Below are 24970 nucleotides of genomic sequence, written 5' to 3' on the forward strand. Positions count from 1 at the left end.
TCAGCTTGGAAAATTTCTTGTAAAGAATCATACAAAAATAAATATAATACAGAGCAAATGGTATAGTCTCCTATAGCCATAACTTGAAAAAAGCAAGTGAAAACAGGGGTAGATAGCTATTTAACTAAGCTCGCCTCAGTCTCCGAGGCATCCGAAAGTGTCAGGGTTGTTCCTAGCCTAGCTAATTTAAAATTTTTGAATAGGAAAAAGTTATCTAGCCGTGCGGCCATACGTCTTTTGTGTGTGGCACTGACTATGGGGCTTTTAAGTATAACTGGGAAGGCTTTAGGACTTCAGAAAATAGGAAGTAGTGGGGCTGAAGTTGCCAGTAGCCAGAGATGTTTAAAAAAGTTAGGCTACTTTAACGGCCCGGTGAGTGGTAAGTTTGCTAGCTTGACTCAAAATGCTGTGAGCAAATTCCAGCAAGCCAATAGAATATCTGCTGATGGAGTTGTGGGTATAAGTACTCAACGAGCCTTGCAACGAGCCTGTCAAGGTAGAACTTCGAGTACAAATACCAGGGGCGCATCGGTTAGGCGCAGCCCCACCCAGGCATCGACTCCAGGCAGAACAAGTCTGTCTACTCAACAAGTGAAAGAACTACAAGTGCGTTTGCGGCAGCTAGGTTATTTTAAGACTAATCTGACTGGGAAAATTGGCCCAAAGACTAGAGAAGCTGTAATTGCATTCCAGCGAAATTATCGCTTACCTGTTGATGGCATCGCCAATGCTCAAGTTTTGCAGTCAGTGCGTAGTGCCTCCACGGTTGGATATACTACTCAACAACCAGGCAGAAATTATCTGACTGTAGGCGATCGCGGAGAAAATGTCAGATTAGTTCAAGAGCGTTTATCGCAGTTCGGCTTCTCTAATACCAATCCTGATGGCTTTTTCAACGATTATACCAGACAATCTGTGATTGCATTCCAGCAATCTTCTCGACTTAATTCTACTGGAAATGTAGATTGGCAAACTTGGCAAGCTTTAGGGTTGAATAGCACGACGGTAAGCAATTATACTGAGGCTAATGATTATGTATTATCTCAGACTCGCCGCGATGTATTACCTCCTACTAATGACTATGTAGTACCTGTTACCAATGGCAACACATTAGTTGCTAATAATCCCTACAGAGTAATAGTACCAATTTCCAGTAATGATACTCTGATTAAAGTGCAACAGTATCTACCCAATGCTGTCACAGAGCAATCGGGTCTAGGGGATTATGTGAATGCTGGGGCATTTAGCGATCGCACCCAAGCCGAAATGCTAACGAAAAAGCTCCGCTCATTAGGTCTTGATGCACGGGTAAAATACAATTAACTAATTCGTAATTCGTAATTAAATTGACAAACTCAACTGCGAACCTTCCTGAGTTTTATTTACTTCAATCCTGGCTTGAAAAGCTTCTTTGAGGTGGGGCATGTGGGTTACAGTGAGGATGCAGGCGAAATCGGAAGCGATCGCATTAATCGCGGCAATCAAGCGATCGCATCCTTCAGCATCCTGTGTACCAAAACCTTCATCCACAATCAATAATTGCAACGCCGCCCCCGCCCGTTGTGCTAATAATTTCGCCAAAGCTAAACGGATGGCAAAGTTAATTCTAAAGGCTTCCCCACCTGAGTAAGTTTCATAAGATCGCGTTCCTCTAGAATCGGCGATTAAAATATCTAAGGTGTCTATCAGCTTGGCATTTTTCTTTGTTGATTTCGCACTGCGCCCAGCTTTTTGAGTAATAAATTGTACATGAAACTGATTCCCACTCAGCCGCGAAAGTAGTTGATTGGTCTCGGCTTCCAGTTGCGGTAACACATTCTCAATCATCAGTGCTTGGATACCATTTTTACCAAAAGCTTGCGCTAATTCCTGATAAACACGATATTCCTGCTTGCAAGATTGGAGTTGCTGCTGCTGTTGTTCATACTGAATTTGCAGCGTTTCCAGTTGATGCGCCAGTTGTTCTAAACGCCCCAACTTAGCTATCTGCTCATCAAGTTGCCGTCTACGTATTCCTAACTGCTGCTCTAGAGCTTGAATTTGGGCAGATGGGTTAGATGTAGCTTGTAGTTGCTGGATAATGCTTTCGATTTGTCCGCCGAGTTTTTGCCGCTCCGTTAATCTGGCGTTTCTAGACTCCTCTAACTCTTGCAATCTCGTCTGGAGTTGGGGATATTGCTGCTGGGCTGACAGTAGTTGTTGATACCGCAAATGCCAAGATTGAGCTTTCTTTACAGCTATACGGAGGTTGTTATGCTGCTCAGAACTGTAGCCAATTTCGGTAATGTGACGCTCAAGAGCCGCGATTTGTTTAGCACATTCCGAATCAGTCTGATCCTGCTGGATTCTGGTTTGTAATTGAGCAATAGCGGCTTGAAGTTCTGGTTTTCGGGCTAATAGTTGCGCTTGTCGCTTAGTCGCATCCTTAATTTGCCCTTGTTTAATTTCTGCCCATCGCCACCGCTCAACTTCGCTCCGCGCGAGGGCGTGGTCTTGTTCATTATAATTAGCTTGTTGCAGATATTGGTCTAGTTGCCGGAGTTCGGCTTGTTTATCGGGAGCATAATCACCAGCTTGGAGCGATCGCTCTAAATGCTGTTTTTCGGCAGCAATTTGTTGTAACTGTTGTTGCACATCAGTTGTAGCTTCTAACTGCGCTGCCAACTGTCCCCGTTGTTCGCGTAAACCATCGTAGCCCGCCAACTGTTGGGATATATCCCGATATTCCTGCCTAAGTACCTGAATTTCTCTGTCAGATACAGCCATTTGTTCCCGCACTACCCAAAACTGTCCTTGAGTATCTTCTAACTCAGCCTGGGTTTTTTCCACCACCCGACTCCAGTGATGTTCATCCAATGGACGCTCACATAATGGACAAAGAGCTTCAGGATTTTGGAGCATTTGCAATTTTTGCTCTAATTCTGCCAGCAGTTTTTCATAATCCCGTTGGTGAGCTTGCAGACGTTCGATAAAGTGCCGCCTTTCTTGCCCTTTTTCTTGGACTCGTTGCAGATAAACCCGCTTTTTCTCCAGTTCCTCAATTTGGATTCCCACATCCATCACCGCTTGTTGCAGTTGCGGTTGGCGTCGCTGCTGGCGTTGCAATTGGTTCTCAGTACTTTGGAGTTGTTCGAGTCGCGCTACTAAACCAGCATGAGTGCGATCGAGTTGGCTTTGTAAAGTTGCTCGTTGTTGCAACAAGGGAGTAACTTGCATTTGCAATTGATCTAAACGAGCAACATGATGACGTGCTGCACCTAGTTGTGCCAAAGCCGCTTCGACTTCACCTGATTTAGTCAGAGTTTGCTGGATGTCTCGCTCTTGTTGCTGTAAAGCTTCGATTTGGGCTTGGGCTTGTTGCAGTTGCCGTTCGATTTCGTGAATTTGTTTGGTAAGCTGTTGTTGTTTTTGTTGGCGATTCTGCCTGGCGCGGGTGTATTCTTCAAATTTGACAGCAAAAGCTTCTTCTTGAGATTGTAGACTTTGATATTGGGCGTATCCAGCTTTAATCTCAGCTTCTTGATGTAATATTTTTTCTAAATCCGATCGCTGAGAGCTAATAGCTGATTGTTCTTGTTGGAGGCGATCGCAATCTTGGGTAAGATTTTGGTATTGCTGCTTGACAAAGTTGAGTTGTTGTTCCCAATTTTGGCGTTGGTGCTGGACAACTTGCAAACTTTGTAATTGAATATTATCAAAAGCTTGTACCTGTTGCAGTTGGTTGAGTTCGGCTTCTAACTCCACTCTTTGCGCTTCGGTTGTCTGGCGTTGTTGCAGCTGAATTTTTATCGACTCCAAAGAACGCTCTAACTCTACTGCTTGTGCTTTGAACTGACGAGAAGATTCCTTTGCTCGTTCTTCCAAATCATCGTACTGATTCAGTTTCAACAACTCCGCTAAAATTTCTTTGCGTTCGGCGGGGCGCTTGAGCATGAATTCATCTGCACGACCTTGACGTAAGTAGGCAGAATTAATAAATGTATCATAATCTAGCTTAATGTGTTCTAAAATCAAATCCTGTGTCGCTCTTACCCCTTTGCCAGTGAGTGAGCGAAACCCAGATGGTATTTCTATTTGAAATTCCAGCACGCTAGTACCTGCTCGAATTCGGGTACGAATCACCCGATATTTTTGCTGATTACTTTGGAAAGTAAAATCAACCCGAACTTCTTTCGCCCCAGAATAGATCACATCATCTTCAGCAGTGGCGCGACTTTCACCCCAAATCGCCCAAGTGATTGCTTCCAGAAGGGAAGATTTACCCGCACCATTGGAACCACAAATACAAGCCGTATGCAAACCGCGAAAATCTAAAGTTGCATCACGGTAACTAAGAAAGTTTTTCAGAACAAGTTGTACTGGGATCATTAAGACTATAGCGCTACATCTACTTTTAATAATTAAGAGTACAGATGCACTGTTTGCTAGTTTAGCTATCTAAATATCAGGTTTATACTTTTGAAGACATCAACTTTACAAAATTTAACAATATAATAAGGAAATTTCTCTTGTTGCATGAATAATTTTTGCTGTCTTCGCAGAAAAATCAAACTTCCGTGGAGGTTTATTGTTATTTCTCCCTGTTGTCTGAGAGAAAAACATTCATAGAAGAGTGGCAAAAGAATTTTTTGGTTAAGGCAGGCAGGGGGGGCAGGGGGAGAAAAAAGCTTCACTGAACTGACAAGCAGGGGAAGCTGGCGTTGCAGGGGGAGCAATAAAAATGATTTGTATCAATAATTTCGTGAAATGGTATTACCAAGGGGCGACTACAAAGGGGTTAAAACGATCTCAAATTCTCACGAATGATTTAAGACTGCTATAGCAATCCTATCTGATTTGTAAAAATTTGCAGTGTCCAGATCCCCAACTTCTTTAAGAAGTCGGGGATCTAACTTTTCACGAATGATTTAGGATTGCTATATATAAGCAACAGATACCTCGAAGTCGTGTTGAGGTACTCCGAAGTCGTGTTGAGGTACTCCGAAGTCGTGTTGAAGTACTCCAAAATCGTGTTGAAGTACTCCAAAATCGTGTTGAAGTACTCCAAAATCGTGTTGAAGTACTCCAAAATCGTGTTGAAGTACTCCAAAATCGTGTTGAAGTACTTGAAAATCGTGTTGAGGTACTTGAAAATCGTGTTGAAGTACTCCAAAATCGTGTTGGAGTACTTCAAACTTTGTCGCACCCTGATTAAGTACACAGGTGCGTAGGTGTAGCCCACCGTAGGGGGAAAAAGCGTTAATATACTCAGTAGAAATGTACATTTCTGATGTAGACATCATAAACCAATGGATATAGCTCTACTCGTTAAATTTCTCGCTCCCTGTCTGCCATTTTTGTTAAATGTGGGTAACAAAGCTGTAGAAGGGGCATCTAAAAAAGTAGGTGAGGATGTTTGGAATAAAGCCAAAGCTATTTGGGATAAGTTACATCCCAAGGTAGAGGCTAAGGAAGCAGCGAAAGAAGCAGCAACGGATGTAGCTCAAAAGCCAGACGATGAAGATTTACAAGCAAGTTTGCGAGTGCAACTCAAGAAGATTTTAGAAGCGGATAGAGCACTTGCAGAGGAAATAGCTAAGATTTGGGAAGAAACAACTACAAGTTCAAATAATAGCGCTTCTAATGTCAATGCTCAGTCTTACGATGACAGTACACAAATAAATACAGCAGGTAACGTTAATAACCCAACCTATGACTTTAGGAAGTACGATAACCCAAAGTAACCAATATTGCTGTTTTTGGTGCTGTACAGCAAGAAATATTGGAGTGGCTAGAACGCAGTACCAAAGTAGAATCGCCAGGGGTTCTCAAAGCAGGGAACCCTAACAAAAGTTTGGCTTACTGGCAGGGACGTAAAACAGAAATCGCCCAAATACAGCAATGGTTAACTAATAAAAATACCTTTTTAATTGGTATAGAAGGCATCGGTGGCACAGGTAAATCGATGCTGGCTACGAAAATTTATGATGAAATTGAGGGTTTCCCTAAGCGATTTTGGGCTGATGTCAGTAATGGGGCAGGTTTTAGCGATTTAGCCCGCCAAGTCCTCAGTGAATTTGGCTTTCCGGTTCCAGAACAAGAAGCGCAGTTAGTAGAGGCGCTAGTTGGGTGTTTACGTTCTGGGCAATTTTTACTGATCATTGACAACCTGGAGAGTTTATTACAACCTGATAGACAGTGGGGAAGTCTATTTTACGGCGACTTTTTCCAAGCATGGGTGGAACATGGCGGTAATAGTAAGATAATAGTCACCAGCAGGGAAAGACCAGAATTAAAAGGCTTTGAGTGGCTAACCTTGAAAGGTTTGCAAGTAAATGAAGGGGTAGCACTGTTAACTGTATTAGGCATTCGGGGAGATTTAACGCAGTTTGTGGAATTAGTAGATGGGCATCCTCTATTGTTGAGATTGGTAGCAGACTTATTAAAGGCAGAATATTCACAAGACCCGGACTTAAGTAGATTAGCAGATTTAGGTTTAGGAAATTTACGGCAGTTCTTGACAGATTCCCAAGTGGTAGGTGTGCATCGCCGGGAAAATGTGGGGATGGTGTTAGTGTTGGATGCCAGTTTTAATCGGTTGAATGAGTTACAAAAGGCGTTATTGCTGAATATTAGTGTTTATCGTGGTGCGGTTGACAGTGCAGCAGCAGTGGCTATGTTGCCGGGAAGTTCAGCACCAGAGATTGAGAAAGAATTGAGGAATCTGGTTAAGCGTTCTTTGTTGGTAGACAAATTCAATGGTAAGCAGCGATTTGATTTTCAGCCCGTGATTTTGGAGTATGTGCGGTATCAGGCTGGCGATCAGAGTGAGGCGCATCAAAAAGCCATAGATTATTATCGCTCAATTGCTAAACAACCGCCTTGGAAAACAAAAGATGATGTTAAAGAATACTTGGAAATCTTTGATCACTTTTATCAGTTGCAAGATTATAACTCTGCCTTTGATACTATTTGGATTTGCGATGATTTTTTAACCTTGCGGGGTTATTATGCAGACAAAGTAGAATTATATGGGCAATTGGTAAGTAAATGGGAAGAAATTGGCGCTAGAGAAAACTGGAATTATCAGGCGGCTGCTCTCACTTCATTAGGCAATGCTTACCACTCCCTGGGACAGTACCAACGGGCGATTGAGTTCTTGCAGCAATCTTTGGAAATCAAAAGGGAGATAGGCGATCGCAATGGCGAAGGTAAATCCTTAAACAATTTGGGCAATGCTTACGACTCCCTGGGACAGTACCAACGGGCGATTGAGTTCTTCGAGCAGTCTTTGGGAATATCTAGGCAGATAGGTGATCGCAATAACGAAGGTAATTCCTTAAACAATTTTGGCAATGCTTACAACTCCCTGGGACAGTACCAACGGGCGATTGAGTTCCACCAGCAGTCTTTGGAAATATCTAGGGAGATAGGCGATCGCAATGGCGAAGGTAATTCCTTAAACAATTTAGGCAATGCTTACAACTCCCTGGGACAGTACCAACGGGGGATTGAGTTCCACCAGCAGTCTTTGGAAATATCTAGGGAGATAGGCGATCGCAATGGCGAAGGTAGTTCCTTAAACAATTTGGGCAATGCTTACGACTCCCTGGGACAGTACCAACGGGCGATTGAGTTCTTCGAGCAGTCTTTGGGAATATCTAGGCAGATAGGTGATCGCAATAACGAAGGTAATTCCTTAAACAATTTTGGCAATGCTTACAACTCCCTGGGACAGTACCAACGGGCGATTGAGTTCCACCAGCAGTCTTTGGAAATATCTAGGGAGATAGGCGATCGCAATGGCGAAGGTAATTCCTTGGGCAATTTAGGCAATGCTTACGACTCCCTGGGACAGTACCAACGGGCGATTGAGTTCCACCAGCAGTCTTTGGAAATATCTAGGGAGATAGGCGATCGCAATGGCGAAGGTAATTCCTTGGGCAATTTAGGCAATGCTTACGACTCCCTGGGACAGTACCAACGGGCGATTGAGTTCTACCAGCAGTCTTTGGAAATCAAAAGGGAGATAGGTGATCGCAATGGCGAAGGTGCTTCCTTAAACAATTTGGGCAATGCTTACAACTCCGTGGGACAGTACCAACGGGCGATTGAGTTCCACCAGCAGTCTTTGGAAATATCTAGGGAGATAGGCGATCGCAATGGCGAAGGTAATTCCTTAAACAATTTGGGTAATGTTTACAACTCCCTGGGACAGTACCAACGGGCGATTGAGTTCTACCAGCAGTCTTTGGAAATCAAAAGGGAGATAGGCGATATTCGAGGGGAAGCGATCGTATGGTTTAATTTAGGTCTGTCATTAGAAAACGTTAACCGAGAATCAGACGCGCTGGGTGCTTATCGCAATGCCCGTGAACTATATCAAGCGATGGGACTCGATGCTAAAGTGCAAGATTGCAACAATGCAATTGAACGTCTTTCTCAACCACAAACACTTGTAGTTTCCCGTCGTGGGTTTTGGGTGTGGTTGCATCGGTTGTGGCGTTGGGTACGCAGTTGGTTTCGGCAGTAAAATAAGGTGTAGGAATAGTGATGAACATAATTTAAGATAGAAGAATATTTGACACTATGTTACAAAATATCTATCAACTCCCGTTGACATTTGAACAAATTATTACCCTAGTTAAACAACTTTCTGATTCAGAAAAGTTATTACTTAGCAAAGAGCTAGAAAAAGAAACCTTGAATAAAAAGTTAACGCAATTAATAGAAGTATTTCAAACTGATGAATTATCTCTAGAGCAAATTACACAGGAAGTAGAATTAGTCCGTTCTCAAATTTATGCCAGAAAATAAAATATACTTGAGCGAGCGACACAACTTGAGCGTGTTTTGTTTTACCAAGATGACGATTTTCTTGCTGAAGCCAACCATCGTCAAGACAAACAAATAAAGTTTTCTGGTGTTATTTATGCCCATAAACTCAGAATTTCTGTTGGCAATTGTGTTCGTGATTTAGAAATTATTGCTAAAACAGCCGATGCTGAAGAATTAAGCGATCGCGTTCAATACTTACCTTTGTAATGCTCGTGGAGAACATAAGATGGAAACTAAAAGTGCAAATAAACTAGAAAAATCTGGAAGACCGCTCTTATGGGTTCCTATCAATGATAATTTTAAACATTGGGAACCCCTAAAAATCAAAGTTTATGAACGTAGCCGACGATAAAACGATTGTTCGTGAGTATTTCAATTCCACAGGGTTTGACCGTTGGAAGCGAATCTACGGCGATGGCGAAGTCAACAAAATCCAACTAGACATCCGCAATGGACACCAGCAAACCGTGGATACAGTTCTCGCGTGGCTGAAGGCTGATAACAATTTACCAGAGTTATCAATCTGTGATGCTGGGTGTGGTGTCGGTAGTCTCAGCATCCCCCTAGCGGTAGATGGTGCCAAAGTCTATGCCACCGATATTTCTGAAAAAATGGTGGAAGAAGGGAAGGATAGAGCCAAGCAAACCTTGCCAAATGCCGAAAATCCCACTTTTGCGGTGCAGGATTTGGAATCGTTGAGTGGTAGTTACCATACGGTTATTTGCTTGGATGTTCTCATCCACTACCCCCAAGAAAAAGCTGATGAGATGATTTCTCACCTCTGTTCTTTGGCACAGTCGCGGATAATTCTCAGTTTTGCCCCAAAGACCTGCGCCTTAAGTATACTCAAGAAAATTGGTAGTTTCTTTCCTGGGCCAAGTAAAGCCACTCGTGCATATTTGCATCGTGAGGCTGATGTCGTGAAAATTTTAGAAAGTAATGGCTTTTCATTGCAGCGACAGTCGATGACTCGGACTCGTTTTTATTTTTCCCGCCTACTGGAAGCTACACGCAAGTAAGGTTAAAATCGCAGCAAGATAAATACTATACCTTTGCTGCGATTTGACAATCTTAAGGCTTAACACTGGTAGGTATTCCAGTTGGCGCTAAGTTCTGTTTTTGCTCTTGGCGTAGGCGTAGCCCATCGTAGACATCGCTCTGAGTGGGAGCATAAACAATTATTAGAAAGGAAGCGATCGCAGCTGCTCCCAAAAGAGTTATTCCACCAACTAACCAGATTTCACCTTTCGGCAGATGAATTTTATTCCTTAAAGCTTTGATAGAGGATATATTGTTACTCGCTGGGAGTAAATTGATATATTGGAACCTTTGCGAAAGTCAGGTTAAAATCGCTAGCAAAGTGTAAATCTAAAGTGGAACTATGAAAACTGCTGAAAAATTGGCTGCCGGTTGGCTACTGACACTCGGGTTCATGTTTTTAACCCTATCAGCAACAGCGACATGGGAAAAATTTGCTGTACGTGAGGTATACATACCAGTACAAGATGCGGATACTTTTACCGCACCAAATGCTACTTATGAAGATGATAATAGTGCTGTTGGTGGTCTAATTTTTGGCGTTCCTACCCTAACATTGGGTACATGGTTAGCATTGGGATTGTACCGTCAAAGCCGACAGGAGAAAAAGGCGCTTAATCAACAAGTTAGCGATCGCCTGCAATCAATTTTTTATGAGATGCTACAAGAGAATCAGGGGCGCGTAACTGTTTTAGGCTTTGCAATGCAGTCACAACTACCCGCAGCCAACGCCAGACAATATTTAGATGACAAAGCTAAAGAATTCAATGCAAACTTTAAGGTGAACGAAGAAGGGGCTGTATCATATCATTTTGATGTCTAATTGTCATTTGTCATTTGTCATTTGTCATTCACTAATGACCAATACTTCTCTACGAGAGGCTTCTCTTTCAGAGACGCTAACGACGTCGCTCAGTACAAGTGACCAATGACGATCTTAAACTTAGAGCTAGGTCTAATGACGCAGATTTTTTTAAGCGTAGCTGCCATTTTAGGCGGTTTGTCAGTTGCTGCTGGTGCCTTTGCTACCCATGCCTTGCGAGAACAAATTAGTAAGCGATGCCTACGGCGGGCTACGCCTACGCTAGAAATTTTTGAAACTGGCGCTCGTTACCAAATGTATCATGCTCTAGGACTTTTTCTCGTAGCATTACTAATTAGTCGCACCGAATTTCCTCAACCCCTTCTCGTAGCCAGTGGATGGCTATTTATCATTGGCATTGCTATTTTTTCAGGCAGCTTGTACGCCCTTAGCTTAACCGGTATTAAATCCTTGGGAGCGATCGCACCACTAGGCGGTGTAGCCTTTCTTGCTGGTTAGGGTGCTTTAGCTTTTGCTGCTTGGAATTTGAAGTTGTAAAAAGTTAGGAGTTAGCAGAGACGCGATTAATCGCGTCTGTACAGGAGTTAGGAGTTAAAAACTCCTAACTCAATTTGTTGGAGGCTTAATTCTCTCCTTTTTCAGGAGGGAAAGGGTAGATGAAGTATAAAAAGTAATATTTAAGCAACAAGAATATTTGACAAGAAATAGGGTTGTCAAATTCATAAAAATTATTTCCGTAATCTTATAGTTTTTTTTAATGAAGAAACTAATATATCGGTTGAGTTTGAGAAACTTTCAGACGATTTAATTGGGATTATAGGACATGCTGAAAGAGCAACTCTAGTGTGAAAGAGGCTAGTAATAGTACTTAAGCACTTACTTGCTGTCATTTGAATGGGGAAATGCCTACAAATACCACTAAAGCTTGAGCAATATTGCTCAGGCATGATTTTATTACCTATGACTATGTGTTTCACTTATTGGTGTAAAGGTCTGCCATCAAAGGTAGCCTATTACGCCAAGCAAACGGAGGTTTCATGTCGATATCTAAAGCTGTTACCAGCAAGATTACTTACCCAGATAATATTGGAGAACGCTTGCAAATAGAGCGTTTGGTAGGAGCAACTCAAATAGTTGCACTTAGTGCTGGGAATGATGTGGTTAAGGGATTAACTCAAACACCTAAATCTCTACCCCCCTGTTACTTTTATGATGACCGTGGTTCTGATCTGTTTGAGCAAATTTGTGATTTATCAGAATATTACCTCACACGCACAGAAACAACGATTTTACAGCAGTTTGCTGGCGAAATTGCCAAGATAACTGGCGCTTGTGAATTGGTCGAACTTGGTAGTGGCAGTTCTAGCAAAACCCGCATTTTACTAGATGCCTACCAGCAGCTAGGCTATCCCTTGCACTACCTACCAATTGATGTATCTGCGGGTATGTTGGAAAGTAGCGCCAAGCACTTATTAGAAGATTATCCCTTACTGCAAGTTTATGCACTAGCGGCAACCTATGAATTAGCTCTTGCACAACTGCTACCGACGCAATTACCCAGTCGGATGATTTGTTTTATTGGTAGCTCTTTAGGTAATCTTAGAGCTGATGAGTGTGATGTGTTCTTCTCTCAAATTACAGAAGCCTTACAAGTAGGTGAGTATTTCTTGTTAGGGATAGATTTACGAAAGCCGAAACAGATTTTGGAACCAGCTTATAACGACAGCCAAGGAGTGACGGCAGCATTTAACCTCAATATGCTGGAGCATTTAAATCACCGATTTGAGGGTAATTTTGATACTACGCAGTTTGAACACTGGGCGTTTTACAATGAAAGTGAGCATCAAATAGAAATGCATTTACGCAGCGTGCGATCGCAAATTGTAGAATTACGCGCTCTTAACCTCAAGGTTAATTTTGCACTAGGTGAGACTATCCTCACTGAAATTTCTCGCAAATTTGACCTTAATACTATCAAGCAGCAACTCACCGCACAGGGTTTATTACCTCTTGATGTGTGGACAGATCAAAATCAATGGTTTGGTTTACTGCTCTGTCAGCTGCAAGCATAAAGCAAATCAGGGTATGTCTTATATAGTGGTTCTCACTTGAGTCCAATATATAGACCTAACAAAAACAGCCCCAACCTTTGTTGCGTTGGAGAGTAACACTCAAAGCCTTTCTCCTAAAAGGAGAGAGGCTTTGAGTATATTGCGTACAAACGAGAATCGCCATAGATGATATTCCTCCCACCCCAAGAAGAGAGATTCTAATTGTTCTCTCTTCTTGAGGTAGTATTTTCATCAGTTAACCTTGTATATCATCTGTTAATGCAGATTCCTATTAGCCCAAGCAGGTAAACTAAATGTTTAGCCGCTAATTATTGCTGCATCGAAGGTGTGGGAAAAATTCTGCTGGATATAGGAATCAGTGGCTGAGGCTTAGTTGCAGTTATATTAGCACCAAAATTCAAAGCATCCCTAATTCAGGTGATCATTAAAGCAGACTTTATAGACATAGGAGTGAAAATTAATTCTGCGTTGCTCGAAATCCTTGGTAGGGACAATACCCTGCGGTCAGCTAAAGCTACATGAATTGTCCCTACGTCATTTTCATTCCTATGTCTAATTACTTCTTGTGGGGTGGGCGACACGAGGTCCCGTAGCTAAAGGCGGGCAAGACTTCGGCGTGAGCGCTCAGTCGAACGCTGCCCACTTCACAAGATTGGGTAATTTATTTGTTGGAAATCCCTTAAACAAGAAGATGTGCAAGCTTTTTGGGATTGGCGTAAGGGCGTCGCAGTCTTCTCTGCCAGACGCTGCGCGTTGGCAAAGCCTCTCGTAGAGAAGGCGGTTCTCGTCGATTGCGTTAGCGTAGCGTTAGCGAGTCTTCTCCCTTCGCGTAGCGTCTCGTAGAGAAGGGGAGACGCTAAGGGCGAACGAGCGTCACGCCCGAACCCGTAGGGCTTGTCATCAGACATCGCTTCTTAAACCGCAGATGTTGTAATTTTGGTACATAGTATAGTCCTTGACTTTAACAGATTTCGGGTTGACACTTTATAGACTGGCTCAATATTCATAAATTTATGCGGAATTGATACCAGCGACACGGAAGTTGATAGCAGCAACATCACTTGTGAACAAAATTATGAATACAACCCAGAGATATTTTTTACCCCTTATTTTTATGACAATGATTGTCAGCCTCAGCAGTTGTAGTTCTAACCCCAGCGCTCGTAATATTGACAGCGGAACGCCATCCTCTACCACAACACCGACGAATAGCGCATCATCTCAGCCTCCTAGCCAAATTCCTAGCGTAGCTCAGTTGAGAGAAAAATCTCCTAATCAAGAATCTTCTAAAAAAAATACGCCTTCCTCATCACCTGCGAAAGCTGTCACTAGCAAAACTACCAGCGTTACACTATACACGAGTGATACTCAATGTCAAAAACTAATTCCAGAAAAGGTTTCAGTACCAGCCAAGCAACCGGTGACAAATGTAGTGAGTAAAATTTTAGAAAAACGAGATACAAGCGACTTTAGCTTGTCTGGGTATCGTGTCAATATCAAAAATGGCATTGCTACAGTTGATTTGCGAATATCTCCTGAGTCAAAGCGGCAAATAGCTTCTCTTTCTAGTTGTGAACAGTTTGCTCTGTTTGGCAGTCTCCGCAAAACTCTAACGAGTAATACCCAATGGAATATTAAAGAGGTTCGTTTCACCGAGCGAGGTGAGGACATTGTTCTTTAGAATCTGAACAGCGACAGGGTTCATGCATCAGCAGTTGCGAAAACTGTGTATATTCTAGTCATTAATCTTTCTGCCCAGAATCTCGAACTACAGGGAGGAAACGAATAAATATGCTTACCTTTGATGAACTCTGGGAACTCCTCACCACCGAAGATGAAGGCGTAGAAATAGAAGCAAAAAAATGCTCAGAGGTTGGTAAAAGTTGCTGGGAAACTATTAGCGCATTTTCTAATGAACCCAGTCTAGGAGGGGGTTATCTTCTACTCGGTATCAAATCATCAGAAGAAAGTGATACCAATAATTATGAAATTGAAGGAATAGCAGATACCGACAAAATACAACGAGATTTAGCCACCCAATGCCGAGAAGTCTTTAATATCACTATTCGTCCCCAAATAGAAACTGCTACTAAAGATGGAAAAATCGTTATTGTTGCTTTGATCCCAGAAGTCCAACCCTCAGAAAAACCTGTATATATTACTAAAAGAGGACTTCCCCAAGGTGCATTTAGACGCATTGCTTCAACTGATCAAAAATGCACTGACAGAGATATTGAACTTTTTTATCAAGAACGTAACGCCCAAACCTACGACACTACAATTTTCCCAGATGCCACCCTCGATGATTTAGACCCAGAAGCGATCGCCACTTACCGCAGAGAAAGACAAGCTCTAAACTCCAACGCCAGTGAACTTAATTTTGACGATCAGCAATTGCTCTATGCTCTAAATGCGATCGCCCGACACCCAACACAAAAAGGAGAATACTGTCCCACGATCGCCGGATTAATATTATTTGGGAAAGCAATCGCCCTGCGGCGTTATTTTCCCATGCACCGCATCGACTACATCCTTGTAGAAGGTAAGGAGTGGGTTTCAGATCCAGATAAGCGTTATCAAAGTCTCGAAATCCGTGAACCCCTACCTACTATTAGCCATTCCCAAATTAACAACCCTCATTCTTAACGATCTTCCCAAAGCCTTCAACCTTTCAGAAAATGGCATTCACCGCCGAGAAACCCCCCTTATTCCTCGTAAAGTTATCCGAAAGGCGATCGTTAATGCCTTAATGCACCGTAACTATCGAGAACGGAGTCCTGTCCAGATTATTCGCTTCTCTGACCGTCTGGAAATTCGTAATCCCGGTTATTCTCTCAAACCTACAGATGAACTTGACCAACCTGGCTCAAAAACTCGTAACGAAAAGATTGCCGCAGTTCTCCATGAAGTAGGTATTGCAGAAACGAAAGGATCTGGAGGAAAGGTGATGCTAGAGACAATGCTGGAAGCAAATTTGACCCTACCTCTGTTTGTTTCAAATCGAGATAGAGATTATTTTCACGTTACCCTTTTCACCCATCATCTGCTTGACACAGAAGATATTGAGTGGCTGAAACAATTTAAAGACTATGGATTAAGCAATGATGAAGCCAAAGCATTGGTCGTGCTGAGAAAAGCTGGAAGTATTAATAATTTGATTTACCGTGTCACCAATGATGTTGATACTCTCACCGCCAGTCAACACCTGAGACGCTTACGGGATGCTGGACTACTCGAACAACAAGGCAAAGGATCAGCCACTTGCTACACTCTCGCTTCAGGATTAGTGGACAATGACTTATCTAGGGAGTTAACCGAGCCAGAGAAATCTAATCTAGGAAGTCACTTCCTAGATAACGGCTTATCTAGGGAGTTAACCAAGCCAGAGTCATCTAATCTAGGGAGTGACTCCCTAGATAACAATCAACATCAAGAGCATAAGCAGCTAGTCATAAATCTACCGGTGGAAGAACAGGAAGACCATTCCCAGACTGATGAGCGTCAAAATTATCTCGTACAGATGCCTGAGCAGTTAAGAACTAAGATTCAAAAACTGGGTAGACGTTCAAATCATGATCAGGTAAAAACTGCCATTATAGAGCTTTGTAGCTGGAAAAGCTTATCTTCTTCTGCGATCGCCACAATTTTAGATCGCAATCAGGATTATTTACAAACTCAATATTTAACTCCACTTCTGCGATCGGGAAAACTAAAACAAGAAAAGCCCTCCAATAGTCCGCAACAAGCATATAGAGCCACCTAAACCAACGCAGATTAGGCTTTTTTATTAACTTAAACCTAAAATTTACTATCATGCCCAAACCAGGGTAACACAAAACCCTTCAAAGCCGTATTATTACTTACGCCCAAGAAATAGGCTGGAAATTTGTATCTGGTGACGAAGCCGAAACCAGAAGATGCTTTAATAACCACAGTGGCAAAATTCAAGAAAAAGCTGCCCAAGCTTCCATCTATTTTAACGATATCCTCTATCAAAAAGTCCGCGAATTTAACCCCAAGTACAGCGAAGCCCAGGAGATGGTGAAACTGCATGGCTTTGTGCTGGATTTTGTAGGCATTTTCGACAATAAATTCAAGACCATACTTTGTCGAGGCAATTGCGATCGCTTTTTCGAGGTCGGCAGGATTAACGACTCCCAATTTAATAGTATTATCAGCAGGTTTTTAACAATTTATACAGCAATGCCTAAGTACTCGCTAATTGATGGCAGCTAATGGTAAAAAACAATTAGCGATTCGCAATTAGCACTATGGCAAATTTTCTCCAACCGCCAAGGTTACGCATTGGTGAAGACACTGAAGAAGAACGACGCGCTACTTGGCTAGAACTTTTTTATGATTTGGTTTTTGTAGTTGCAGTTTCTCAACTCGCCCACAATCTCAACGAGGATATCTCTCTATCAGGATTGTTTGGGTTTGTAGTTCTATTTATACCAGTTTGGTGGTCATGGATTGGCACTACATTCTACGCCAACCGCTTTGACAGCGATGATGTCGGACATCGACTGCTGATTGGTATACAAATGCTGACAGCAGCAGCAATGGCTATTAATATCCACCACGGTTTGGGTGAGAGTTCCCCTGGTTTTGCCATTTCCTATGCTCTCGGTCGGGTTGTGCTTGTAATAGAATACGTCCGTGCTGGAATCTATATACCTTCAGCGCGTCCTTTGACTACTCGCTATGCGATTGGTTTTGCGATCGCAGCCTTCTTCTGGTTAACATCAGCATCTATACCCATTCCTTGGCGGTTCGGATTTTGGACAGTGGGAATCATTATTGACTTTGCCACACCCTTAATAGGACGTAAGTTTCAGATCGTGTTACTCCCCCACGCCTCCCACTTACCGGAACGTTTCGGGCTATTTACGATTATTGTTTTGGGGGAAGCAATCATTGCAGTGGTCAATGGTGTTTCTGAGCAGAAATGGGATACTTTAACTGTGATTTCTGGCGTGTTTGGTCTAATTATCGCTTTTAGCTGGTGGTGGGTATATTTTGATAATCTGGGTGGCACACCCATTGTGATCGCACGGACACATGGAAAAATTGGTGTTGTCAATCTCTGGCTTTACACCCATTTACCGCTAGTGATTGGGATTGCTGCTGCTGGAGTTGGTGTAGAACAAATTTTATTGAGTCAGCCAACTTTACCACTACCCGATTCCCAGCGATCGCTCATCTGTGGTTCAGTAGCATTATGCTCTCTAGCTGTCAGTATTCTCCACAGATTTGGGGTGATCCGTTATTGCAAAATTCGTTCCCAGTATCGACTTGGGGGTGCAGTTGTGCTGCTAGCGATCGCCATCTTAGGCAAAGGTTTGTTACCTGTTGCAGTCATTGCCCTTGTCGCTGTAGTTTCTGCTGGGCAAGTAGTTCAAGATTTATATCAGAGTCGTCCGACTACCCGCTTGGTTGACCCAGAAATCTAGCTCATAGCGCAGTGGCGCACAGATGTGCGCCACTGCGACCTATCCACGTAATTTCAATATGAGTCATTTTCTGAAACGCATCTATCCTATGAAGTACTTTTTATTTAAATAAATAAATATTTATATAGTTATTTAAAGATTATGTAATCTCAGCATTCAAACCCGACGCTGTAATGCTGATCACTCAACACGTTGCCGTCTATCAGAGGTGACAGAAGCAAAGCAGGAATGTCAAAATTATGAGATGTACCTTTGGTTAATGAAGTCAAGTAGCTGAAATATTTATTAATATTATTAATAGGAAGTGTAAATTCAGCGTCAGGATTAATAAAAAATTCTCAATGGCAGGTATTTCGCATCAATCACCAAATTCTTCATCAACGGAACAGAAGATCATGAAAGACCAAGAACCATCAGACTCTAAGGAATTCGTCGGAAATCTCAAGAATGGGATTTGGCTGTTTGGACTGTCATCCTGGGTATTTGGTATTACCGATCGCAGTATTGCTTCATTTGCAGATGGCTATCTATCTGCTTTGGATTTGACGCAACTATTCACAGCAGCTACGTTCTTTGTGGCGTGGCTATTTTTGAAACCGACATCTAGAGTTTAAGATCGGCGGCTGGTTGAGTATCGATTCACTCTTGACGCTAATCATGTCAAGATTCGGAAAGTGATCTTCTTGAGAACACTTTTGATCGCTAAATAGGGGTCTGCCACAGAATGCATAGATTCTTTTGCCTTGATCACAATCAGGGTAATTCGTAAAATCTCCAAATTACCCTGATTTCTAGTTTTCACGGGAGAGAATCACGAGCTATAGTTCCTTTGATTGATTTTGGTGTATCTAGAAAAAATTTTCTAATTTTCCGGAATTGATTATGCTCAGGTGGTAGTATCTATCAGACTACCGATTTATACTGAAACTCTATAACTAATCTTTGGGGAATATAACCCCATTTCGGATTAAAAGCCCGGTCATGAAGACCGGGCTTTTGACAAGGAACTTAAAAAAATGGGTAACTCTGGAAAATCCCAGAATTACCCCGAATTTTAAAAGTTAGGAGTTAGGAATTGTTTTTAACTCCTAACTATTGATTAAATTAGGCAAAGGCGGCGGTTGTCACATCGTTATTCGACAGAATTTCTTGTAACTCTTCGGCGTCTACCGTTTCTTTATCAACCAGCATTTGCGCTATCTCATCTAAAATGTGGCGGTTACGCACCAACACTTCTTTAGCGCGTGTGTAGGCTACATCCACAAGTTTGCGGACTTCTTCATCAATGGCGGCGGCAGTTTCTTCAGAGAAATCACGCTCTGACATGATATCCCGTCCCAGGAACATATTACCTTGCTGACGACCAAGGGCGACTGGGCCTAAGCGATCGCTCATCCCAAATCGGGTGATCATCTGACGGGCAACCCGTGCTACCTGTTGTAAGTCGTTAGAAGCACCAGTGGTAACTTCTTCTTCACCAAAGATTAATTCTTCAGCAATCCGACCACCCAAAGCTACAGCCATCTGATTTTCCAGATAAGCGCGGCTGTACAAACCAGTGTCCATCCGGTCTTCGCTGGGGGTAAACCAAGTTAAACCACCTGCGCGACCGCGAGGAATGATGCTAATCTTCTGCACAGGATCGTAGTCTGGCATCAAAGCACCAACTAAGGCGTGACCAGCTTCGTGATATGCAACCAAAGTTTTGCGCTTTTCGCTCATTACCCGGTCTTTCTTCTCTGGCCCAGCTAATACGCGATCAATCGCGTCGTTGATTTCATCCATCGAAATTTCAGTCAAATTCCGGCGTGCTGCCAAAATTGCGGCTTCATTCAACAGGTTGGATAAATCTGCGCCAGTAAATCCAGGGGTACGACGGGCGATTTTATCCAAGTCCACATCTTTTGCCAAGGTTTTGCCACGGGCATGTACCTTGAGAATTTCGCTGCGTCCAGCATAATCGGGACGGTCTACCACAACTTGACGGTCAAAACGACCAGGACGCAATAGTGCTGCATCTAGGACATCAGGACGGTTGGTAGCGGCAATAATGATAATGCCAGTATTACCTTCAAAGCCGTCCATTTCTGTGAGCAACTGGTTGAGAGTTTGCTCCCGCTCATCGTTACCACCGCCTAAACCTGCACCCCGTTGACGACCTACGGCGTCAATTTCATCGATGAAGACGATACAAGGAGCATTGGTCTTAGCTTGTTCAAACAAATCGCGGACGCGGGATGCACCCACACCGACGAACATTTCCACAAATTCCGAACCGGAGATCGAGAAGAAGGGTACACCTGCTTCACCAGCTACCGCACGAGCTAGGAGGGTTTTACCTGTACCAGGAGGGCCAACTAACAGCACACCTTTAGGAATTTTTGCACCAACGGCGGTAAAGCGATCGGCGTTTTTCAGAAAGTCTACGACTTCGTTTAATTCCAACTTGGCTTGGTCAATCCCGGCAACATCGCCAAATGTCACCTGAGTTTGTGGTTCCATTTGGACTCTGGCTTTGGATTTGCCAAAGTTCATCGCTTGGCTACCTGGCCCACTTTGAGCGCGACGTAGCAAGAAGAATAAGCCAACCAAAAGCAATACAGGAAAAAATAAGCTGCTCAGTGCCTTAAACCAAAATCCTTCATCGGTTTGGGGCAAAACAGAAATATCAACGCCTTTTGAAGTCAGGGTATTGATCAGGTCTGGATCGTTGACTAAGGTCACAATCCGTTTATTTGGGTCATATTTGGGTGTAACCAGTGCTGTGGAGCGATCTGCACTCAAACTGACTTTTTCTACTCTGCCTTGTTGAACTTCTTGAATAAAGCGACTGTATCGCCATATCTCTCTGCTTTGCGGTTGTTTGTCAAAAAATGCTGTTCCCAGCGCAATGACGACAATAAACAGCAGCGCGTACAGCCCCGCATTTCTCCATTTTTTATTCACTAAGGTCTATCCTCCTGTATTTTTCGCGCCATCGCCTAGCTTCTCTGCTCGGAAAGGTCATTGTTAAGAATTATGTTAACTTATCTTAAGTGTAACAACATGGCGTAGCTATCATGCTAGAAAAAGCTCCCTGATTTGCTGAAAACTAGGATGGTAGGGATTATATTGTAGCGATCCTGTGGGCTGATGAACGGTATGAATCGGAATAATTTCTACCACACTATTAGTGTAGGCGATCGCTTCAAATCTCTGGACTAATTCGAGGTTCCAAGTTTCTTCGCGCACTGGCTGCTGGTGGTTTTGTAACCAGTTTACAAGTTGCGATCGCAAAATTCCCGGTAAAATTCCTGCCTTCTTTGGCGGCGTCCACCAACTGCCATTACACCATCCCCAAAGGTTGCCTGTGCTGGTTTCTAGCCAATTTCCTTGGGCATCGACTAATATTGCTTCTTGGGCATCTAAGCTAGTTCTTGCTAACCAAGCACTTAAATAGTTTCCAGTTTTATGAGAGGGAAGAGAGCGATAAAATTCAGGACTAGCAACGGCGCATAAAATACCAGTTTTTTGTTTTTCTGTCAAATTTTGTGGTAAGAATCTGCCAGTTATCCACTCACGTCCATCGGGAAAGAGGGTAATTCTGAGAACGGGGAAGTGTGCGAGGAGAATTTCGGCACCTTGACGCAGACGATTCCAATCGGGTTGCTGCCAACCAAAAGATTGTACTGAGAAAAGTAGGCGATCGCAGTGTGAGAGCCAATTGGTTAAACTACTATCTAGGGAGTTCTCATAAACCCGCAATGTTGTAAAAATAGTTGCTCCATAAAGTAACCCTGGATCGTTAATATCTAACTCTAGGGTTTGGGAGTGAATTAATTTGCTATTATACCAAAAAATGTCATTTTTCACAACCAGATTGCTTGTCGCTACAACTCTATTGAAAAGTGATGACTTGTAATGCTCATGCGCTGCATGAGATAAAACCTGTGAGCTGCAAATCGCTGAACACCAGAATCAAGACTCAGGTATTCACAGTCATGATTTCTTGCATATTCAATTAGCCACTGAAATAACTGTTGACCATAACTATGCGATCGCTTTAACTCATCAACAACTAAGTCATCAATATATAAAAACTTTCCTGACGCTAAACACGTAGAAATGCGAAATCCAGCCACTGCCACAGCTTGCTCCTCTACTTGCAAGAATGCAAGTTGATATCCTTCTTTCATTTGATATCTAACTTGTTCTACAAACTTAGCCTGCTGAAGGTGAGGGCGCAACTGGGACATAACAGGAAAACACTTTAATATTTGAAAGTCAGATTCTCCTAATTGTATTGACACTAATATTGCTCCTGAAAATTACGAATTACGAACTTGCACTGAGCGTTCGCGAACAGCGTCTCGTAGAGAAGTCGTTGGTGCAGCCTCTCGTAGAGAAGTATTACGAATTATTTTAATCCTTTGGGGGAAATACAATTTTGTGAGTCCCTTCAGGAGTTGTAATTACTTTTCCTCCCAAAGCTTCGATTGCCCTAATTGCTCGTTTCTGAGTTCTCTCATCAACTTGATAATTTAAAACCATTGCCCAGGTTGAAATTTGAGCATATTTACTATTAGGATTTCGACTCAAAAATTCCGCAGTTTTTTGGGAACTATTAGCGATCAGCTGACTCTCTGGATCTGAAAAGTTACTAGCCCAGTTTGCCGCCGTTGCAAAAGATTGTTGGGCAGCTTTAGCATTGCCTAAAAATAATAACTCGTCAATTCCTTTAGAACGCCAGACATAATAAGACTTTTCGGGAACTGAAGGAGATAGTGATTTTAAGCCTTTCTCTGCCAATGCGATCGCCCGTTCTGGCATACCAGCATACAATGAAGTACTGACAGAAAGACTCCGATAGGCTGCTAAAAATCGCGGATCGCGTTCTAGAATGACTTCAAAATATTCTGGACTTAAACTATAACCTGTTTTATCCCGAACTTCATCATCTCCGAAATATTGTGAAAAATTCAGATATACCAAATCTGCGATGAAGTTATCATAACCAAAACTGGGCATTTTTTGGAGAAAATTAAGACGAAGCTTTTCAGATTTTATTTCTTTTTCTAGGGTTTCTAAAGAGGCAGATTTTTGGCTATTTATTAGTTTTTGCAATTGGGGGAATTGAATCAAGCCAACTCCTAAAATACACACACAAACTACAAAAGGTGTAGCAATAGATTGACGCGATAACAACATATTTTTCTTGTTTTCCCAGGTATAACCAACTTCCTGTATATAATATACCTCTCGTAAAATTACTCAGTTATATGGTAACAGTATACATCCATGACCAAATAGGTAAAAAACTTTGAATCATAGCTGATGTAGCTATTTTTAGTGTTTCAAAAATTGCCAGCATTCTTGAGCGATCGCCCAATCTTCTTGAGTATGAATAACTAATACCCGCACTGCTGAATCGGGTGTCGCAATATCCTGATCCACAGGTTGCTGCTGATTTTTCTCAAGGTCTATTTTCAGTCCGATAAATCCAAAGGCTTCACAGGCTGCTTGGCGAATTTCTGGAGAGTGTTCACCCACGCCTGCGGTAAATACCAAAGCATCTAATCCGCCCAAACTGGTAAGCATTGCACCGATCGCAGAACGTAGACGGTGTACGTAGATATCCCACGCCAGTTGAGCGCGGGAATTACCTTGAGTGACCGCTTCCTTCACTTCACGCATATCGCTAGATATACCCGAAATTCCCTTTAATCCAGAAGCTTTATTTAATACATAATCTAACCTTTCGACCGAGTAATTGCAGTATCGCAACAGATAAATCAGAATCCCTGGATCAACTGAACCAGAACGACTGCCCATCATCAATCCTTCTACAGGCGTGAATCCCATAGTGGTATCAATACTGCGACCATTTTTAATCGCTGCTAAAGAGCAACCATTGCCCAGATGACAGGTAATTAACCGCTCAGATGCAACATCTCGACCGAGAATTTGGGCAGCACGACCAGAACAGTATTGGTGACTGATGCCATGAAACCCATAGCGACGGATACCTTCTTCTACCCACTCATAGGGGCCGGGATAGATCGCTGCTGCATCGGGTAGAGTGGCATGAAATCCGGTATCAAAGACTGCTACTTGGGTGACATCTTTGAAGATTTGTTCAATTGCTTCTATGCCTTCTAAAGCGACTGGATTATGTTCGGGAGCAAGGTTAGATAGACGTGCGATCGCATTTTTGACATCCTCAGTAATTACCACACTATCTCGATAATCCTGTCCACCATGTACTATTCGATGCCCCACCACATCGATTTCTGACAACTGATCAATTACCTTGGTAGCATCATAAGTAAGTGTATGCAGCATATAGGTGAGGTGTGCCTCTGGGGAATCACCAGAGATTGATTTTTGCAGCGTTGCACCCGTAGCAGTTTTCACCTTAATTTCTGCCACACCCCGATCTTGAGTCCAGTTAATTTTCCCTTCCCAAAGGGGTTCGAGTGCTTGGGTGGGAAGAGCCTCATCTGCAATCTCATACAGACAACTCTTTTGGCTGCTCGATCCGGCATTCAGCACCAATATCTTCATATAAATATAACAACATAAAAACATGACCTCCTTTGATCATGTCACCAAGTCTAACCTTATGGTCATATACCTTGGATATGTTTCAGGTAGAGATAAATTCCTCTAAGTAAAGCTGCGTTGCCTCTCTCAAGCTAGCAATTGCCTGTTCTTGGGGTTCTTCTCCCTGACTCAACCGAGAACCGCTACATAACAAGTTTTTCTAGCCTTAATTTACGTTTGAGCAG

At 42.7% G+C, this 24970-nt stretch carries 24 protein-coding genes; 14 read left to right on the top strand and 10 right to left on the bottom strand.

Going from position 1 to position 24970, the window contains the following annotated elements; genetic code table 11:
- Window positions 1-255: 255 nt before the first annotated feature.
- Entirely contained in the window at window positions 256-1323 is a 1068-nt protein-coding gene (locus HWQ38_RS33755; protein WP_292802671.1) for a peptidoglycan-binding protein, read from the top strand.
- Between the two features lie 18 nt (window positions 1324-1341).
- Here the strand turns inward: HWQ38_RS33755 and HWQ38_RS33760 are convergent, their stop codons facing one another.
- A complete protein-coding gene (locus tag HWQ38_RS33760; protein ID WP_292802674.1) occupies window positions 1342-4368 on the bottom strand; it encodes an SMC family ATPase in 3027 nt (1008 codons plus the stop codon).
- 548 nt (window positions 4369-4916) lie between these two features.
- Complete coding sequence (locus tag HWQ38_RS33765; protein WP_292802677.1) at window positions 4917-5282, bottom strand: hypothetical protein; 366 nt, start codon at window positions 5280-5282, stop codon at window positions 4917-4919.
- A 6-nt stretch (window positions 5283-5288) separates the two neighbouring features.
- Here HWQ38_RS33765 and HWQ38_RS33770 point away from each other — a divergent pair, with 6 nt between their 5' ends.
- The 5 genes from HWQ38_RS33770 to bchM all read left to right on the top strand — a co-directional run bounded on the left by HWQ38_RS33770 (window position 5289) and on the right by bchM (window position 9836).
- Window positions 5289-5723 (top strand): hypothetical protein, encoded by a 435-nt coding sequence (locus tag HWQ38_RS33770; RefSeq protein WP_292802680.1) that lies wholly within the window; start codon window positions 5289-5291, stop codon window positions 5721-5723.
- A 38-nt stretch (window positions 5724-5761) separates the two neighbouring features.
- Window positions 5762-8512, top strand: a complete 2751-nt coding sequence (locus HWQ38_RS33775; RefSeq protein ID WP_292802683.1) for a tetratricopeptide repeat protein — start codon at window positions 5762-5764, stop codon at window positions 8510-8512.
- Between the two features lie 56 nt (window positions 8513-8568).
- Window positions 8569-8796, top strand: a complete 228-nt coding sequence (locus HWQ38_RS33780) for a hypothetical protein (protein WP_292802686.1) — start codon at window positions 8569-8571, stop codon at window positions 8794-8796.
- A 36-nt stretch (window positions 8797-8832) separates the two neighbouring features.
- Window positions 8833-9024, top strand: a complete 192-nt coding sequence (locus HWQ38_RS33785; protein ID WP_292802689.1) for a hypothetical protein — start codon at window positions 8833-8835, stop codon at window positions 9022-9024.
- A gap of 125 nt (window positions 9025-9149) precedes the next feature.
- Complete coding sequence (gene bchM, locus HWQ38_RS33790; RefSeq protein ID WP_292802692.1) at window positions 9150-9836, top strand: magnesium protoporphyrin IX methyltransferase; 687 nt, start codon at window positions 9150-9152, stop codon at window positions 9834-9836.
- A gap of 52 nt (window positions 9837-9888) precedes the next feature.
- On the opposite strand, the gene HWQ38_RS33795 is transcribed toward bchM, so the two are convergent.
- A complete protein-coding gene (locus tag HWQ38_RS33795) occupies window positions 9889-10029 on the bottom strand; it encodes a hypothetical protein (RefSeq protein WP_292802696.1) in 141 nt (46 codons plus the stop codon).
- Between the two features lie 169 nt (window positions 10030-10198).
- On the opposite strand from HWQ38_RS33795, the gene HWQ38_RS33800 reads away from it, so the two are divergent.
- The 3 genes from HWQ38_RS33800 (at window position 10199) to egtD (ending at window position 12750) form a co-directional block, all read left to right on the top strand.
- Entirely contained in the window at window positions 10199-10678 is a 480-nt protein-coding gene (locus tag HWQ38_RS33800; RefSeq protein ID WP_292802699.1) for a hypothetical protein, read from the top strand.
- Between the two features lie 135 nt (window positions 10679-10813).
- Window positions 10814-11176 (top strand): DUF423 domain-containing protein, encoded by a 363-nt coding sequence (locus HWQ38_RS33805; RefSeq protein ID WP_292802827.1) that lies wholly within the window; start codon window positions 10814-10816, stop codon window positions 11174-11176.
- A 539-nt stretch (window positions 11177-11715) separates the two neighbouring features.
- A complete protein-coding gene (gene egtD / locus HWQ38_RS33810) occupies window positions 11716-12750 on the top strand; it encodes an L-histidine N(alpha)-methyltransferase (RefSeq protein ID WP_292802702.1) in 1035 nt (344 codons plus the stop codon).
- A gap of 644 nt (window positions 12751-13394) precedes the next feature.
- On the opposite strand, the gene HWQ38_RS33815 is transcribed toward egtD, so the two are convergent.
- Window positions 13395-13658, bottom strand: a complete 264-nt coding sequence (locus HWQ38_RS33815) for a hypothetical protein (protein ID WP_292802705.1) — start codon at window positions 13656-13658, stop codon at window positions 13395-13397.
- Between the two features lie 155 nt (window positions 13659-13813).
- Between HWQ38_RS33815 and HWQ38_RS33820 the strand changes: the two genes are divergently transcribed.
- The 3 genes from HWQ38_RS33820 (at window position 13814) to HWQ38_RS33830 (ending at window position 16513) form a co-directional block, all read left to right on the top strand.
- Entirely contained in the window at window positions 13814-14431 is a 618-nt protein-coding gene (locus HWQ38_RS33820) for a GerMN domain-containing protein (RefSeq protein ID WP_292802708.1), read from the top strand.
- A gap of 110 nt (window positions 14432-14541) precedes the next feature.
- Window positions 14542-15396: an RNA-binding domain-containing protein gene (locus HWQ38_RS33825; RefSeq protein ID WP_292802711.1), complete on the top strand. Its 855-nt coding sequence runs from the start codon at window positions 14542-14544 to the stop codon at window positions 15394-15396.
- Window positions 15344-16513: an ATP-binding protein gene (locus HWQ38_RS33830; protein ID WP_292802714.1), complete on the top strand. Its 1170-nt coding sequence runs from the start codon at window positions 15344-15346 to the stop codon at window positions 16511-16513. The genes HWQ38_RS33825 and HWQ38_RS33830 overlap by 53 nt, the downstream gene beginning before the upstream one ends.
- Window positions 16514-16548: 35 nt before the next feature.
- On the opposite strand, the gene HWQ38_RS33835 is transcribed toward HWQ38_RS33830, so the two are convergent.
- The gene (locus HWQ38_RS33835; RefSeq protein WP_292802717.1) at window positions 16549-16911 is read right to left on the bottom strand and encodes a hypothetical protein; all 363 of its coding nucleotides are present in this window, start codon (window positions 16909-16911) and stop codon (window positions 16549-16551) included.
- 110 nt (window positions 16912-17021) lie between these two features.
- Here HWQ38_RS33835 and HWQ38_RS33840 point away from each other — a divergent pair, with 110 nt between their 5' ends.
- Both HWQ38_RS33840 and HWQ38_RS33845 read left to right on the top strand, forming a co-directional pair.
- Complete coding sequence (locus HWQ38_RS33840; RefSeq protein WP_292802720.1) at window positions 17022-18203, top strand: low temperature requirement protein A; 1182 nt, start codon at window positions 17022-17024, stop codon at window positions 18201-18203.
- 395 nt (window positions 18204-18598) lie between these two features.
- Complete coding sequence (locus tag HWQ38_RS33845) at window positions 18599-18817, top strand: hypothetical protein (RefSeq protein WP_190729975.1); 219 nt, start codon at window positions 18599-18601, stop codon at window positions 18815-18817.
- Between the two features lie 490 nt (window positions 18818-19307).
- On the opposite strand, the gene ftsH3 is transcribed toward HWQ38_RS33845, so the two are convergent.
- The 5 genes from ftsH3 to HWQ38_RS33870 all read right to left on the bottom strand — a co-directional run bounded on the left by ftsH3 (window position 19308) and on the right by HWQ38_RS33870 (window position 24746).
- Window positions 19308-21149, bottom strand: a complete 1842-nt coding sequence (gene ftsH3, locus HWQ38_RS33850; RefSeq protein ID WP_292802723.1) for an ATP-dependent zinc metalloprotease FtsH3 — start codon at window positions 21147-21149, stop codon at window positions 19308-19310.
- A 111-nt stretch (window positions 21150-21260) separates the two neighbouring features.
- Complete coding sequence (locus HWQ38_RS33855) at window positions 21261-22055, bottom strand: aminotransferase class IV (RefSeq protein ID WP_292802726.1); 795 nt, start codon at window positions 22053-22055, stop codon at window positions 21261-21263.
- Window positions 22056-22072: 17 nt separating this feature from the next.
- Window positions 22073-22492, bottom strand: a complete 420-nt coding sequence (locus HWQ38_RS33860; protein WP_292802729.1) for a GNAT family N-acetyltransferase — start codon at window positions 22490-22492, stop codon at window positions 22073-22075.
- A 112-nt stretch (window positions 22493-22604) separates the two neighbouring features.
- Entirely contained in the window at window positions 22605-23390 is a 786-nt protein-coding gene (locus HWQ38_RS33865; protein WP_292802732.1) for a hypothetical protein, read from the bottom strand.
- Between the two features lie 138 nt (window positions 23391-23528).
- The gene (locus HWQ38_RS33870; protein WP_292802735.1) at window positions 23529-24746 is read right to left on the bottom strand and encodes an acetate kinase; all 1218 of its coding nucleotides are present in this window, start codon (window positions 24744-24746) and stop codon (window positions 23529-23531) included.
- Window positions 24747-24970: the final 224 nt, after the last annotated feature.

Origin of the sequence: Nostoc sp. NMS7, assembly GCF_017115085.1 — a bacterium.
Lineage (GTDB): Bacteria > Cyanobacteriota > Cyanobacteriia > Cyanobacteriales > Nostocaceae > Nostoc.